Source organism: Nocardioides sp. B129/18 (assembly GCF_055282735.1).
In genome coordinates this window covers 56027-70619 of the sequence record NZ_JBUZJI010000003.1, presented here as the reverse complement: position 1 = coordinate 70619, position 14593 = coordinate 56027, and the positions used below count along the sequence as shown (strand labels likewise).

Below are 14593 nucleotides of genomic sequence, written 5' to 3'. Positions count from 1 at the left end.
TCAGGTGCCGGGGCGGAGCGGCAGGCCCTGGGCGTCGCGGGTGTCGTCGTTGACCAGCATCATGATGCCGTCGATGAACGGCCACAGGCTGCCGATGCCGCATGTGAGGATCGTGACGACCAGCTGCCACACGCCGGTCTTGGTGTCGCCGATGTAGAGCCGGCCGATGCCCAGCGGGATGAGCAGCTGGAGCAGCGCGGCGATGATCTTCGACTTCTCCGAGTACGGCAGGCCGGTGCGCGGGTGGACGCCGTACGGCGCGCCCGGCGGGGCGTAGCCGCCACCCGGGACGCCCGCCGCCGGCGGCGCCCAGCCGCCGTTCGGGGGCGGGGCCCACTGCTGGCCCGGCTGCTGCTGACCGGGCTGCGGGTAGCCCGGCTGCGGGTGACCCGGCTGGGCGTACGGCTGCTGCGGAGGGGGCTGCTGGCCGTAGGGCGGCGGCTGGGGCGGCTGGGCCTGCTGGCCGTAGGGCCGGGTCGGCTGCTGCGGAGGCTGCTGCTGAGGCTGCTGGGGGTCCTGCTGGCCCCCGGGCTCCTGGCTCTCGGTCATGGCAGCACCCTACGGACGACGGCGTCGGCCAGCAGGCGCCCGCGCCGGGTGAGCACGAGTCGGCCGGCGTCCCAGGCCTCCGACTCGGCCAGGCCCTCGGCGACGACCTCCGCCGCGGCGGCGCGCCCGGCGTCGTCGAGCACCGTCAGCGGCAGGCCGCTGCGCAGGCGCACCTCCAGCAGCACCCGCTCGACGCGGCGGTCCTCGGCGCTCAGCACCTCACGCCCCTGCGCGGGACTCTCGCCGGCGGCGAGGCGGGCGGCGTAGGGCACCGGGTGCTTGCGGTTCCACCAGCGCACTCCGCCGACGTGGGAGTGGGCGCCCGGGCCGACGCCCCACCAGTCGGCGCCGGTCCAGTAGAGGACGTTGTGGCGGCACTGCGCCGCCTCGTCGCGCGCCCAGTTCGACACCTCGTACCAGCGCAGGCCGGCCGCCTCGAGGAGGGCGTCGGCCAGGAGGTACTTGTCGGCGAGGTCGTCGTCCTCGGGCGCGGGGATCTCGCCGCGGCGCACCTGCCGGGCCAGCGCGGTGCCGTCCTCGACGATGAGGGCGTAGGCCGAGAGGTGGTCGGGCTCGCAGGCCAGGGCCGCCTCGATCGAGCGTCGCCAGTCCGCCACCGACTCCCCCGGCGTGCCGTAGATGAGATCGAGGCTGACCTGCTCGAAGCCGGCCTCGCGGGCCCAGGCCACCGCCTGCGGCACCCGGCGGGGATCGTGGGTGCGGTCGAGCACCCGCAGCACGTGGGAGACGTCGGACTGCATGCCGAATGAGATGCGGGTGAAGCCGGCCGCGCGCAGCCCGGCGAGGGACTCCGGCGTCACGGAGTCGGGGTTGGCCTCGGTGGTGACCTCCGCGCCCTCGGCCAGGCCGAGCTCGTCGCGCACGGCCTGCAGCATCGCGCCGAGCTCGGCGGGCGTCAGGAGCGTGGGCGTGCCGCCGCCGACGAAGACGGTGTCGACCGGCCGCGTCGGCCCCAGCACCCGGCGGGCCAGGACGAGCTCCTGCGCCGCGGTGGCGGCGAAGTCGCGCCGCGAGACGCCCGGCCCGAGCTCCTCGGCGGTGTAGGTGTTGAAGTCGCAGTAGCCGCAGCGGACCGCGCAGAACGGCACGTGCAGGTAGACGCCGAGGCCGCCGGCGCCGACGTCGGCGAGCGCGGAGGCGGGGAGGGCGCCGTCGGCGGGAGCGGGATCGCCGTCGGGGAGGGTGCTGGGCACGGCGCCATCCTCACACGCGGGACCGCGCTCACCGGAAGTCGCGCGAGCGCAGGCGGCCCTCGAGGGCGGAGGCGGCCTCGGGATGGAGGTCGGCGAGGCTGGAGAGCCGGTCGGCGACCAGGTTGGTGACGCCCTCGCGGCGCTCGACGATGCCACGCACCACCATCGCCTGGGAGCGGGTGGCCACCGCCCGGTGCCTGCGCCACAGCCCCTGGCCGCAGACGACGTTGAGCATGCCGGTCTCGTCCTCGAGGTTGAGGAAGGTGACGCCGCCCGCGGTGCCCGGCCGCTGCCGGTGGGTGACGACGCCGGCCACGCTGACCCGCCGCCTGTCGGCCACCGCGGGCTGCTCGCCGATGAGGTCGACGACGCTGTGCACCCCACCGGCGCGCAGCGCCGGCCGCAGGTGGGCGAAGGGATGGTCGCCGGGCGTGACCCCGGTGGCCCACAGGTCGGCCAGCAGCACGCCGACGTCGTCCATGCCCGGCAGCGAGGGCGGCGGGGCCGCGACGACGAGGCCCTCGAGGTGCTCCTCGCGCTCGGTCCAGCCGGCCGCCCACAGCGCCTCGCGGCGGTCCATGCCCAGGCCCTCGAAGACCCCGGCGGTGGCCAGCGCCTCGAGCTGGCCGGCGTCGAGCCCGGCGCGGCGGGAGAGGTCGGCGAGGTCGCGGAAGGGACGCTCCTCGCGCGCGGCGACGATGCGCGCGGCGGCGTCGTCGCCGATGCCGCGCACCGAGGCCAGGCCCAGCCGCACCGCGAACGCGCCGTCGCGCCGGTGCAGCGGGGTGGGGTCGGGGGTGCCCTCGACGAACGGCGGCGCCTCGCCGCCGTGGTCGAGCCGGCACTGCGGCAGGCCGGTGGCCCGGGGGCGCTCCCCCGGCGGCAGGTCGACCAGCGGCTCGAGCCCGGCCTGGGCGCCCGAGCGCAGCAGGTCGGGACGCCGCACCTCGACGTCGTGCCGCTCGGCGTCGCCGACCAGCGACTGCGGGGAGTAGAAGCCCATCGGCTGCGCGCGCAGCAGCCCGGCCAGGAACACCGCCGGGTAGTGCAGCTTGAACCACGAGCTGGCGTAGACCAGCAGCGCGAAGGAGAGCGCGTGGCTCTCGGCGAACCCGAAGTTCGCGAACGAGCGGATCTGCAGGTAGATCGCGTCGGCCCGCTCGCCGGTGAGGCCCTTGCGGGCCATGCCGTCGTAGAGCTTGCGCTGGATCCGCTCGATGCGCTCGATGCCGCGCTTGGAGCCCATCGCCCGGCGCAGCAGGTCGGCGTCGTCGGCGTCGCAGTCGCCGAGCACCATCGCCATCTGCATCAGCTGCTCCTGGAACAGCGGGACCCCGCGGGTGCGCTCGAGGATCGGGACGACGCTGGGGTGGGGGTAGGTGATCGGCTCCTGGCCCATCACCCGGCGGATGTAGGGGTGCACCGCGCCGCCCTGGATCGGGCCGGGGCGGATCAGCGCGATCTCGACGGCGAGGTCGTAGAAGGTGCGCGGACGCAGCCGCGGCAGGGTGCCGATCTGGGCGCGGCTCTCGACCTGGAAGACGCCCACGGAGTCGGCCCGGCAGAGCATGTCGTAGACCGCCGGCTCCTCCTTGGGCAGCGAGTGCAGCTCCCAGTGCTCGTCGAGCTCCTCGGCGGCGATCGCGATCATGTGGTCGAGCGCGCTGAGCATGCCCAGGCCGAGGAGGTCGAACTTCACCAGGCCCATCGAGGCGCAGGCGTCCTTGTCCCACTGCAGGACGGTGCGCTGCTCCATGCGCGCCCGCTCGATGGGGCAGACCTCGCCGATGGGCTGCTCGGTGAGCACCATGCCGCCGGAGTGGATGCCGAGGTGGCGCGGCGCGCCGAGGAGCTCCTCGGCCAGCCCGATGACCGCCGGCGGGATCGCCTCGCCGGGCCGCTTCTCCCCGCCGCGGGTGGGGGCGGCGGTGCCGACGCCGTCCTCGAGCTGGGCGGCGACCACGGAGGTCCAGCTGGTGACCTGCTTGGACCAGGCGTCCTGCTGGCCCGGGGAGTGGCCCAGCGCCTTGGCGGCGTCGCGGACGGCCAGCTTGGGCCGGTAGGAGATGACGTTGGCGACCTGGGCGGCGTTGAGCCGGCCGTAGGTGTCGTAGACCCACTGGATGACCTCCTCGCGACGGCGCGCGTCGAAGTCGACGTCGATGTCGGGCTCCTCGTCGCGGTGCTGGGAGATGAACCGCTCGAAGGGCAGGCCATAGCGCACGGGGTCGATGGCGGTGATGCCGAGCGCGAAGCAGACCGCCGAGCTGGCCGCCGAGCCGCGGCCCTGGCAGAGGATGCCGTGACGGTGGGCGAAGTCGACGATGTCGTGGACGATGACGAAGTAGCCGGGGAAGTCCTTGCGCTCGATGACGTCGAGCTCGCGCTCGACGCGCACCCGCGCCTCGGCCTCCTGCACGGTGCCGACGTAGCGCCGCTCGAAGCCCTTCCAGGTCAGCTCGCGCAGCCACGACGCCGGGGTGTGGCCCTCGGGGATGCCGCGCTTGGGCAGCCGCGGGGCGGCCTTGTGGAGGTCGAAGCCGAGCTCGCGCGCCAGCGTGACCGACCGCTCCACCGCGCCGGGGTGCCGGGCGAAGCGCCGGGCCATCTCCTCCCCCGAGCGCAGGTGCGCCAGCCCCGAGACCGGCAGCCAGCCGTCGAGCTCGGCGAGGCTGCGCCTGGCCCGGATCGCGGCCATCGCCTGGGCCAGCCGCCGCTGGGCGGGCGTGGCGTAGTGGACGTTGTTGGTGGCCACGACGGGCAGCCCCTGCTCGGCGGCCAGGCCGGCCAGGACGTCGTTGGCGACGGTGTCGCCGGGGTGGCCGTGGTCGATCAGCTCGACGACGACGCCCTCGCGCCCGAAGCACTCCACCAGCCCGCGCAGCGCCGCGCCGGCCGCGGCCGGACCCTCGTCGGCCAGCGCCTGACGCACCGCGCCCTTGCGGCAGCCGGTGAGCACCACCCAGTGCCCGCGGCCGCGGTCGACGAGGTCGTCGAGGCGGTGGTCGGGGCGCCCCTTCTCATCGCCGCGCAGGTGCGCCTGGGTCATCGCGCCGGCCAGCCGGTGATAGCCCTCGACGCCGCGCGCCAGCACCAGCAGGTGGGTGCCGGCGGGGTCGGCGACGCCGAGCTGCGGGGCGTCGAGGCCCAGGCTCAGCTCGGAGCCGTGGACGGTGAGCAGATGCGGCTGGGCGCGGGCGGCCTCGGCGAGCATCGGCGCGCCGTGGAAGCCGTCGTGGTCGGTGAGCGCGAGGCCGGTGAGGCCCAGGCGCACCGCCTCGGCGACGAGGTCCTCCGGCGGGCTGGCGCCGTCGAGGAAGCTGAAGTCGCTGTGGGCGTGCAGCTCGGCGTAGGGCACCACCGGGCCCTCGGGCGGACGCACGTCGGCGACGTCGGGACGCCGCTTGCGGGTGGAGATCGGCGCCTCCGGCGGCGGCGCGGAGCGTCCGGAGAGGCGTCGCTCCAGCTCGCTCCAGGGCACGGCGGGATTGCTGAAGCCCATCAGGCGACCCCGCTCGCCTGCTCGGTCGGCTGCTCACTCATAGCCGGCCACGGCCTCCCACAGCCCGTCGCGGCAGGTGATCAGCCACGCCCGGCCGTCGGCGGCGACGAGCTGGAAGCGCATCAGCGGCCCCCGCTCGCCACCGCCGGGCTCCCACCAGGCCTCCTCGGCCGGCCAGGGGCCCGCCCAGCCGACGACCGGGTGCCAGCGGTCCTCGACGTGGAGACGGGCGGGCTCCCCGGACAGCACGCCGCGCTCGTCGACGCGCACCGGACGAGCCGCGGCGTCCTCGACCCGCGCGGGCCAGGGGGTGGGGAAGACCCGCGCGGGCGCGGGTCCGAGGATGCGGCCGGGCCAGGCCGGCTCGAGGGGACGCAGGCCGGTGGGCCGCTGCCCCCACGGCACCAGCGTCTGCCGCTCGGCCGGGGAGCGGCCGCCCTGCAGCACCGGCTGGAGGACGCGGTCGTGGCCCAGCAGGCCCTGCAGCCGGGCGATGCCGCGCTCGACGCGGGCGTCGGTGCCGCCCCACAGGCCATCGGCGTGCACGTGCTCGGGGACGACGCTCTCCGGCTCCAGCCGCACGCCGGTGACGGCGGCGCCGAGGCTGCCCAGCCCCACGCCCTGGCCGGCGCCCTGCCCGGCGAGCTGATAGCGCAGGCGGTCGAGGACGTCGACGGCGGTGAACCAGCGCGGGTGCAGCCAGGTGCGGCCCAGCACCGGCGGCTCGCCCTCGGTGCGCACCTCGATGTGCAGCTCGGTGCAGACCAGGCGCCGGGCGGTGAGCCCGGCGATCAGGGCCTCGGCGGTGCGCCGGGCGGAGAAGCAGATGGCCTCGGAGGAGTCGAGGGCCGGCTCGAAGGCGATCTCGACGCCGAGGTCGGGCGGCGGGGTGCGGGGGCTGAAGCGCTGGGCGTCGACGCCGTCGAGCACCTGGTGGACCCGCGCGACGGCCAGGCCGAAGCGAGCCCGGACGTCGGGCGCGGGCAGGGTGGCCAGCGCGCCGAGGGTGTCGATGCCCAGGCGGCGCAGCAGGCTGACGGCGTCGGCGTCGTCGAGCACCTCGACGGGGAGGTCGGCCAGGAGGTCGCGCGAGCGGCCCGGCGGCACGATGCGGCACTCCTGGGGACCGGCCAGGCGGGCGGCCTGCTCGGCGGTGAGGAGGTCGTCGGCCACGCCGACCCGGCAGTCCCAGACCCCGGCGCGCACCAGCCGCTCGGCGACGACGGCGGCGGTGGCCTCCTCGTCGCCGTAGTAGCGGCCCGGGGAGCGCATGGCGGCCAGCCCGGGGCGCAGCAGCGCGACGCCGGGACGCAGCTCCTCGAGCACCGCGAGCACCGGCTCGAAGGCGCGGGCGTCGCGGTCGGGTCGGTCGGGCAGCACCCGCAGCTCGGGGCAGCGGCTCTGGGCGTCGCGGCGCCGCATGCCGCGGCGCACGCCGAGCTCGCGGGCCGGGGCGGTGCAGGCCACGACCCGGTTGGCCGCGAACACCGCGGCCGGACGGCGTCCGACCGCGAGGCTCTCCCCCGGCGCGCCCGACGCACCCGCGTCGGAGGCGGCCGACGGCTCGCCCGCGGCCTCCCACAGCGCGGCCACGACCGGCCAGTCGGGACACCAGACGACGAAGACGCGCATCAGCCGGCCGCCTGACGGAGCAGGGGCGCCCCGGGGGCGCGCACGGGAGTCCCCCCGACCAGCGCGGCGGCCTCGCCGTCGAGCACGACGCGGACGGGCGGCGCGGCGCCGCGCTGCACCTCGACGACGGCCCGGCGGCTCGCCAGCAGGCCCTCGCCGTGCCCGACGCCGCTCCACGCGACCTCCGTGAGCCGCAGCCGGGCCGTGGCCCGCGGCCACTCCCCCAGCACCACCAGCGCCGCGGAGCGCTCGCGCAGCCGGGCGGCCAGCCGCTCGGTGACCGACGGGGCGAGCCCGGCGCCGCGGCGTCCCTGCCGGCCGGACGAGCGGGGCGGGCGGACCACCACCAGGCCCGCGACGTCGATGACCGCCCCGAGCGCCTCGAGCCACTGCTCGCCCGGCTCGGGGACGACGATGGTGCGGGAGAGCTCGACGCCCCACGCCGCGGCGGCCTCGGCGCCGAGGTCGTCGACGCCGAGCACCGCGCCCCAGGCGCCGGCCCGCGAGGGGCCGGCCAGCAGCATCAGCGCCAGGGTGGTGGAGTCGACCTGGTAGGCCCCGCCGGCCCGCAGCCGCAGCACCGGCGCGAGGGCCGGGTGGGTGACCAGCTCGACGCCGGCCTCGGCCGCGCTCAGCCCCGGGCGCTCCAGGCGCGAGATGCGCTGACGCAGCAGCGCGAGCTGGTCGTGCTGATCGCCGGGGAGGCCCGGGCCGCCGGAGACGGCGTCCCGGGCCTCACGCGGGGTCGGGGTCGAGAGGGCCACGCCCCATGATCGAACATCTGTTCGATCGATGCAACCGGAGCGGGCAGATCCTCAGAAGATCCCCGGACGATCACCGGACGATCACCCGGGGATCCCCGGCGCTCAGGCGTAGAACGCGTCGATGCGCTCCTTGTTGCGCTCCTCCACCACGTTGCGCTTCACCTTGAGCGACGGCGTCAGCTCGCCGGACTCGATGGAGAGGTCGTGGTCGAGGATCTCCCACTTCTTGATGGTCTCCCAGCGGTTGAGCTGGGCGTTGAGCTCCTCGACGTAGCCGCCGATCGCGGCACGCATCCTCTCGTGCCGGGCGATGTCGGCGTACGCCAGCCCCTCCAGGCCGTTCTCCGCGGCCCACGAGGTGGCGGCGTCGGGGTCGATGGTGACCAGCGCGACGACGAAGTTGCGCTCGTTGCCGAAGACCATGAACTGGCTGACCAGCGGGCAGATCGCCTTGAACTTGGCCTCGATCGCCGGCGGGGCGATGTACTTGCCGCCGGAGGTCTTGAAGAGGTCCTTGATGCGGCCGGTGATGCGCAGGTGGCCGTCGGCGTCGAGGGCGCCCTTGTCGCCGGTGTGCAGCCAGCCGTCGGCGTCGAGCGCCTTGGCGGTCTCCTCGGGCAGGTTGTGGTAGCCGGCCATGATGTGCGGGCCGCGCAGGAGCACCTCGTCGCCGTCGCCGATCCTGATCTCGGTGCCGGGCAGCGCGGGGCCGACGGTGCCGATCTTGTAGTCGTCGGGGTGGTTCACCGAGGCGCCGGCGGCGTTCTCGGTCATGCCGTAGCCCTCGAGGATGAGGATGCCGGCGGCGTGGAACCAGCTCGCGATGTCGGCGTTGAGCGCCGCGGAGCCGGAGATGAAGAACTTCACGCGTCCGCCGAAGCGCTCGCGCACCTTGGCGAAGACCAGCTTGTCGAAGACCCGGTGCTGCACCTTCAGCGGCAGCGGGACGGGCTTGCCGGCCCGCTTCAGCTCGTCGACCGCCTGGCCGACCTTGAATGCCTGGGTGAAGATCTTCTCCTTCGCCCCGCCCTCGGAGGCCTGCATGGTGATGATGCGGGCGTAGGCCTTCTCGAAGATGCGGGGCGCGGCGCCCATGAAGGTCGGCCGCACCACGGCGAGGTTGTCGATGATCTTGTCGACGCGGCCGTCGATCGCGGTGGCGAAGCCGCAGGCCAGCTGCGAGGAGAGCAGCACCTTGCCGAACGCGTGGGCCATCGGCAGCCAGAGGAACTGCAGGTCGTCCTCGTGGAGGATGTCCTGGACGCGGATCGCCTCGCCCTCGTAGACCCACGAGCGGTGCAGCAGGCGCACGCCCTTGGGGCGGCCGGTGGTGCCGGAGGTGTAGATGAGGGTGGCCAGGGCGTCGGGCTCGATCGCCCGGGCGATCTCCTCGACGGCGCCGGGGTGCTCGGCGAGGTAGGCGTCGCCCTCGGTGGCCAGCTGCTCGAGGCCGACGACCCAGCCCTCGGGGGCGTCCGCGGCGTCGACCTTCTCGAAGGTGACCACGCGCAGCACCTCGGGGAGCTGGTCGCGGTACTGGACGAGCTTGGCGACCTGCTCGGCGTCCTCGGCGAAGACGACCTTGGAGCCGGAGTCGGCGAGGATGTAGGCGACGTCGTCGCCGTTGGTGGAGGGGTAGACGGTGGTGGTGGCGCCACCGGCGCACATGATCGCGAGGTCGGCCAGGATCCACTCGTAGCGGGTGCCGGCCGCGATGCCGACCCGCTCCTCCGAGCCCAGGCCGAGGGCGAGGAGACCGGCGGCGAGGCGCTCGACCTCCGTGCCGGCCTGGCGCCAGGTGACCGACTCCCAGGCGGTGCCCACCGGGAACCGGAAGGCCTCCGACTCGGGGCTCGTGGCCACCCGGTCGAGGAACTGGACGGCCACGTTGCGGGGCAGGTGGTCCACGAAGCTGGTGTCTCGCACGATCGCCATGGCGAGTAACTTAGATCACGGAGCCTACTGGCGGGTCAGATGTCCGCGAGCACAGGCGAATCGGCCCGCGAGCGCAGCGCGTGCCGCACCACCGGGCCGGTCGAGGCGGCCGCCGCGAGCAGGATCGCGCCCAGCAGGAGCCAGCCGATCAGCCCCAGTCCGAGCGGCAGCAGGGCCATCACCGTGGGCGCGGCGAGCGAGGAGACGCCGTAGCCCAGGCTCCACACGCCCTGGTACTGCCCCATCGACTCCTCGCGGGCCAGCTCGAAGGAGAGCAGGAAGCTCGACGACGCCTGGCACAGCTCGCCGACGACGTGCACGAGGGCCCCGCCGACCAGCAGCACCGCCGCGAGCGTCGCCCCGGCCTGCAGGGGCCCGCCCTCCTCGGCCAGGCCGAGCAGGACGCACGCCCCGACGAACAGGACCCCCGAGACCAATGCCGCCCTGGCCGCCGCCACCGGGGTCGCCACTCGGCGGGCCACCGCGACCTGGGCCAGCACGACCACCACGGTGTTGATCACGAGCAGCACCGAGACCAGCGCGTGCGGGGCCCGGGTGTGCTCGACGACCCACAGCGGCACCGCGAGCTCGAGGATCCAGTAGTGCATGGTCAGCACCGAGGAGACCGCCACCACCAGCACGTAGGGCCGGTCGCGCAGCGCCACCAGCATCCCGCCGCGTCCGCCGGCCGGGCTCGGCGCGACGTGCGGCAGGCCGAGCAGCACCACGGCGGCCACCAGGTAGGTGAGGACGTCGAGGTACATCACGGCGCGGTAGGCCTCGCGGGTGTCGGCGTGCAGCGCCAGGGCCGCGACGCCGGTGCCGAGGGTCATGCCGATGTTGGTGATCGAGCGCAGGTAGGCCTTGGTGGCGCCGCGCTCGGCGCCGGTGGTGACCACCGAGATCAGCGCGTTGCGCACCGTGTTCGCGCCGGCCTGGAGGATCGCGATGACCGAGGAGAGCACCACGAACTGCCACCACGCCTCGACGAGCAGGTAGACCGCCGAGACCGCGGCGACGCCGACCAGAAGCACCACCTGCACCTCGCGCGGACCCCGGCGGTCGGCGAGGTGGCCCAGCGGGATGCCCGCCCCGAGCGCGAGGGCGCCGGCGATGCTCAGGCCCAGGCCGACCTGCGCCACCGAGAGCCCGACGATGCGGGTGAAGTAGAGGGCGCTCAGGGTGAAGGAGATGCCGTTGCCGGTGGTGTTGACCAGGGTGGCCAGGGCCATCCGGCGCAGGCGCGGATCCTCCGGGACGCCCCTCATCCGAGCAGGAGGTCCTCCCGGCCCTCGGCGAGGTCGCGGACGTACTGCTCGGCCTTCGCGCGCGCCTTCGGCACGAGGTCGGGGACGTCGAGGAGCCGCGGCAGGAGCGGACGATCGCCGTTGAGGGCGCGGAACATCGTCGAGACCGTCACGCCGTGGCCGGGGCGGTGCACCACCTCGACGGCGTCGCCGGCGGCGACGACGCCCTCCTCGAGCACCTTGAGGTAGGGGCCGGGACGCGCCTCGACGGTGAAGCGGCGCACCCAGGCGCGCTCGTCGTAGCCGCCGAGGCCCATCCAGCGCTTGAAGTCGTTGCAGGGGGTGCGGATCGAGCGGACCTCGAGCAGCGCGGTGCCGACGCGCCAGCGCTCGCCGACCTCGGCCTCGTTGACGTCGATCCCCTCGGTGGTGAGGTTCTCCCCGAACCGCCCCGGAGCGATCGGCGCGCCGAGACGCTCGGCCCAGATGCGCAGGTCCTCGACGGCGAAGGCGTACACGGCCTGGTCGACGCCGCCGTGGTGGCGGGTGTCGGAGACCTCGTCGCCCTCGAGCCCGAGGCGGCGCACGGCCACCGGTCCCTCGACCGCGGCCTTGTCGATCGACGTGCGGCCGATGCCGGCCCACGACGCCTCCCGAGGGCCTCCGACGTTCACCGAGATCACTCGTGCGCTGCCCTGCATGCCCGACGGCCTCCCCTGGCTCATGGCCGCATCCTCGCACCGGGCCCCGTCCTCCATCACTTGCATTTCCGGAAAGCGATTCCTACGCTTTCCCACATGGAAAGCTCTCGGACCGACCTCGAGGAGGCTCGTCGCGCCATGCTGCGCGCCGAGGTCTCCCCCTTCATCGACTACCCGCGCCTCGGCGCCTGGTACCCCGTCGCCTGGGGCCTGTGGACCGCCCTCCTGGTGACCACCGTCCACGTCGACGTCGAGAACCCCGTGCTCCAGCTCGGCATCGCCATCACGCCCACGCTCCTGGCGCTGGCCTTCCTGGGGTGGTACTCGCGCCGCCACGGCGCGCTGCCCACGTCCAGCGCCCGACGCCCCCCGGCCATCACGGCGCTGGTGCGTCGCCTCTGGGCGCTCATCGGCGTCGTCGCCGCCGTCACCGTCGCGGTCGACCTGCTCGCCGGGCGGCCCTGGTCGGCGATCGTCGGCGCCGTGCTCGCCGGCAGCACGATCGCCTGGTACGAGCACGCCTACGGCGTCGTCGCCGACCGCATCCGGGCGGAGCTGGCGTGATCGAGGAGCTGGACCCGCTCATCCACGCTCCGAAGCGGCTGGCAGCCATGGCGATGCTCGACGTCTCGGGCCAGGCGACGTTCCCGGCCCTGCGCGAGCGGCTGGCGGTGAGCGACTCCGACCTCTCCAAGCAGATGAGCGCCCTGGAGGCCGCCGGCTACGTCGGCGTGCGCAAGTCCGGCCGCGGACGGGGCAGCACCACCACCTTCTCCATCACCCGCGCGGGCCGCGCCGCCTACCGCCGTCACCGGGCCGCGCTGGAGGCGATCCTCGCCGCCACGGACCCCGCAGCGGCTCCGGACATGCCCTAGCGTCGGGGCATGACCTCCGCCGACCCCGTGCTGGTCACCGGCGCCTGCGGCCTGGTGGGCCGCGCCGTCGTCGACGCGCTGATCGACGCCGGCCACCCCGTGCTCGCCTCCGACCTCGGCACCGCCGAGCACCGCCGCTGGGCCGCCGGGCTCGGCGCGCGGCACGGGGAGCGCGGGCTGTTCCGTGCCGACTGGGCCGACCTCACCTCCGCCGAGGCCACGCGCCACCTCGTGTGGTCGGCCCGGCCCCGGGCCGTCGTGCACCTGGCGGCCGTGATCCCGCCCGGCTGCTACCGCTCCCCCGCAGTGGCACGGAGGGTGAACGTCGACGGCACCCGGCACGTCGCGGAGGCCGTCGCGGCGGCACCGGGCTCGCCGCACCTCGTCCTGGCCTCCAGCGTCGCGGTGCACGGGGCGCGCAACCCGCACCGCACCGACGCGCTGCTCGGGGCCGAGACGCCCGTCCGCCCCTCCGACCTCTACGGACGCCACAAGGCCGAGGCGGAGTCGATCGTCCGCGCCCACCCCGGCAGCTGGACGATCCTGCGCCTCGGCGGCGTGCTCACCACCACGCCCTCGGGGCTCGACGCCGACGCGATGGACTTCGAGGGCATGCTGCCCGCCGACCAGCGCATCCAGACCGTCGACGTCCGCGACGTCGCCCGCGCGTTCGTCGCCGCGGCCGCAGGCCCGGTCGAGCCCCTGGCGGGCCGCACCCTGATGATCGGCGGCGACGCCACCCACCGGCTGCGCCAGCGCGAGATCACGCCCGCCATCACCGGCGCCCTCGGTCTGGAGGGCGCGATGCCGCCCGGTCGCCCCGGCGACCCCGACGACGACGCCGCGTGGTTCGCCACCGATTGGATGGACACCGCCGAGGCCCAGGAGCTCCTGGACTTCCAGCGCTGCTCCTGGCCCGCGATGCTCGCCGAGATCCGCCGTCGCACCGGCCTGCGGCGCTACCTGCTGCGGCTCGCCGGGCCGGTCGTCCACGAGACGGTGCGCCGCCGCCCGGCCCGCCGCCGCGTCGCCGGCCGGTCCTTCGCCGACCCGTGGGGCGAGTCGCCGCCGCGTTCGGCGAGCCGGATCCGGAGGGCTGAGGATTTCCCCGGCTGACCGGGGAACTTCTGGAAGGTCAGGGGAACTTGGAGGCTCTGACGCAGAAGTTCCCCTGACCAATCTCGTCGTCATCCACAGGCGACGTCCCACGGGAGACGGCCCGCCTCAGTCCTGCACCGCCTTGGCGACGGCGACGCACGTCGTCAGCCAGGACGCCGACGACGCCAGGCGCGTGACGCCCGCGGCGTCCTCCTCCAGGCGCCACAGGGCGTTGACCATCATCCGCAGCACCACCCAGTCGCGGGCGCGGTCCTCGTCGAGCCCGGCGGCGTCGATGACGGCGTGGAAGCGGAGTCGGACGCCGTCGCGGACGTCGCCGGCGAGCTCGTCGAACCGGTTCCACAGCAGCGGGGCGGGCTCGAAGTGCGGGTCGCCGGAGAGCGGCTTGGGATCGATCACCCGCCAGGCGCCCGAGGCGTCGGCCAGCACGTTCTCGTAGTGCAGGTCGGTGTGCAGCAGGCGCCCGTCGGTGGCGGCGTCGGTGGCGAAGGACGCCGCCAAGTGGGCGGCCTGCTCGACCATCCGTCGCGGCAGCGGCGCCGAGCGCGGCAGCGCTGTGAGCCGCGCGGCCCAGCCCTCGCAGAGCACCGACAGCAGGCGCAGCTGCGGTGGGGCCGGGCGGTGGAGCGCGCCGTAGAGCTCGCCCACGGCCTCGCAGGCCGCGACGTCCCACTCCTCGCTGAGATCGCGCACGGTGAGGCGCTCGAGCAGGAGCGCTCCCCGCCGCGGGTCGGCGCGCAGCAGCGTCGCCGCTCCGTGCCCGTGCCAGTGCTGCATCGCGAGCGCCTCGTGCTCGGACTCCTCGTCGAGGAACCCCACCTTGAGCACGGCGTCGGCCCGATCCCGCGTGCGCACCGGGACGACGAGCGCGCAGTGCCCGTGCGTGCCCTCGCCGTCGAGCGCGAGGTCCCACTCCCCCAGCAGGTCGCGGACCAGCCGCGGCGCGCCCTCCACGAACGCCGCCCAGGCCGGGCCGCGGGCGGCGATGGTCTCGAACGAGGCCGGGACACGCAGCGGGGACACGCCTGCATCCCATCACGCACCCGGTCACCGGC

Annotated in this window: 12 protein-coding genes; 3 read left to right on the top strand and 9 right to left on the bottom strand. The window is 75.0% G+C overall.

The window, feature by feature from the left end:
• From ACZDWJ_RS03130 to ACZDWJ_RS03095, 8 genes are all read right to left on the bottom strand, one after another.
• Positions 1–549: a TM2 domain-containing protein gene (locus tag ACZDWJ_RS03130; protein WP_463519457.1), complete on the bottom strand. Its 549-nt coding sequence runs from the start codon at positions 547–549 to the stop codon at positions 1–3.
• Positions 546–1763, bottom strand: coding sequence for a radical SAM family heme chaperone HemW (gene hemW, locus ACZDWJ_RS03125; RefSeq protein ID WP_463519456.1), 1218 nt, complete (start codon positions 1761–1763; stop codon positions 546–548). Before hemW ends, ACZDWJ_RS03130 begins: the two co-directional genes overlap by 4 nt.
• Positions 1764–1791: 28 nt before the next feature.
• Positions 1792–5265: an error-prone DNA polymerase gene (locus tag ACZDWJ_RS03120; RefSeq protein WP_463519455.1), complete on the bottom strand. Its 3474-nt coding sequence runs from the start codon at positions 5263–5265 to the stop codon at positions 1792–1794.
• A 33-nt stretch (positions 5266–5298) separates the two neighbouring features.
• Complete coding sequence (locus ACZDWJ_RS03115; protein WP_463519454.1) at positions 5299–6897, bottom strand: DNA polymerase Y family protein; 1599 nt, start codon at positions 6895–6897, stop codon at positions 5299–5301.
• A complete protein-coding gene (locus ACZDWJ_RS03110; protein WP_463519453.1) occupies positions 6897–7661 on the bottom strand; it encodes a hypothetical protein in 765 nt (254 codons plus the stop codon). The genes ACZDWJ_RS03115 and ACZDWJ_RS03110 overlap by 1 nt, the downstream gene beginning before the upstream one ends.
• A 102-nt stretch (positions 7662–7763) precedes the next feature.
• The gene (locus tag ACZDWJ_RS03105) at positions 7764–9596 is read right to left on the bottom strand and encodes an AMP-dependent synthetase/ligase (protein ID WP_463519452.1); all 1833 of its coding nucleotides are present in this window, start codon (positions 9594–9596) and stop codon (positions 7764–7766) included.
• Positions 9597–9631: 35 nt separating this feature from the next.
• Positions 9632–10864 (bottom strand): MFS transporter, encoded by a 1233-nt coding sequence (locus ACZDWJ_RS03100; protein WP_463519451.1) that lies wholly within the window; start codon positions 10862–10864, stop codon positions 9632–9634.
• Positions 10861–11568 carry an MOSC domain-containing protein gene (locus tag ACZDWJ_RS03095; protein ID WP_463519450.1) on the bottom strand — a complete coding sequence of 236 codons (708 nt, stop codon included), beginning with the start codon at positions 11566–11568 and terminating at the stop codon, positions 10861–10863. Before ACZDWJ_RS03095 ends, ACZDWJ_RS03100 begins: the two co-directional genes overlap by 4 nt.
• A gap of 72 nt (positions 11569–11640) precedes the next feature.
• Between ACZDWJ_RS03095 and ACZDWJ_RS03090 the strand changes: the two genes are divergently transcribed.
• The 3 genes from ACZDWJ_RS03090 to ACZDWJ_RS03080 are packed head-to-tail and all read left to right on the top strand — an operon-like array spanning position 11641 to position 13535.
• Positions 11641–12108 (top strand): hypothetical protein, encoded by a 468-nt coding sequence (locus ACZDWJ_RS03090; protein ID WP_463519449.1) that lies wholly within the window; start codon positions 11641–11643, stop codon positions 12106–12108.
• The gene (locus ACZDWJ_RS03085; protein ID WP_463519448.1) at positions 12105–12419 is read left to right on the top strand and encodes a transcriptional regulator; all 315 of its coding nucleotides are present in this window, start codon (positions 12105–12107) and stop codon (positions 12417–12419) included. Before ACZDWJ_RS03090 ends, ACZDWJ_RS03085 begins: the two co-directional genes overlap by 4 nt.
• Before the next feature lie 9 nt (positions 12420–12428).
• Positions 12429–13535, top strand: coding sequence for an NAD-dependent epimerase/dehydratase family protein (locus ACZDWJ_RS03080; protein ID WP_463519447.1), 1107 nt, complete (start codon positions 12429–12431; stop codon positions 13533–13535).
• A 108-nt stretch (positions 13536–13643) separates the two neighbouring features.
• Here ACZDWJ_RS03080 and ACZDWJ_RS03075 read toward each other — a convergent pair whose 3' ends face one another.
• Positions 13644–14561 carry an aminoglycoside phosphotransferase family protein gene (locus tag ACZDWJ_RS03075; RefSeq protein ID WP_463519446.1) on the bottom strand — a complete coding sequence of 306 codons (918 nt, stop codon included), beginning with the start codon at positions 14559–14561 and terminating at the stop codon, positions 13644–13646.
• Between the last annotated feature and the right edge of the window lie 32 nt (positions 14562–14593).

Bases quoted from the DNA above. Each gene is read 5' to 3' on its own strand.
- ACZDWJ_RS03105 (WP_463519452.1), bottom strand. From the start codon at position 9,596: ATGGCGATCGTGCGAGACACCAGCTTCGTGGACCACCTGCCCCGCAAC.
- ACZDWJ_RS03120 (WP_463519455.1), bottom strand. From the start codon at position 5,265: ATGGGCTTCAGCAATCCCGCCGTGCCCTGGAGCGAGCTGGAGCGACGC.
- ACZDWJ_RS03100 (WP_463519451.1), bottom strand. From the start codon at position 10,864: ATGAGGGGCGTCCCGGAGGATCCGCGCCTGCGCCGGATGGCCCTGGCC.
- ACZDWJ_RS03095 (WP_463519450.1), bottom strand. From the start codon at position 11,568: ATGAGCCAGGGGAGGCCGTCGGGCATGCAGGGCAGCGCACGAGTGATC.
- ACZDWJ_RS03115 (WP_463519454.1), bottom strand. From the start codon at position 6,897: ATGCGCGTCTTCGTCGTCTGGTGTCCCGACTGGCCGGTCGTGGCCGCG.
- ACZDWJ_RS03130 (WP_463519457.1), bottom strand. From the start codon at position 549: ATGACCGAGAGCCAGGAGCCCGGGGGCCAGCAGGACCCCCAGCAGCCT.
- ACZDWJ_RS03090 (WP_463519449.1), top strand. From the start codon at position 11,641: ATGGAAAGCTCTCGGACCGACCTCGAGGAGGCTCGTCGCGCCATGCTG.
- ACZDWJ_RS03080 (WP_463519447.1), top strand. From the start codon at position 12,429: ATGACCTCCGCCGACCCCGTGCTGGTCACCGGCGCCTGCGGCCTGGTG.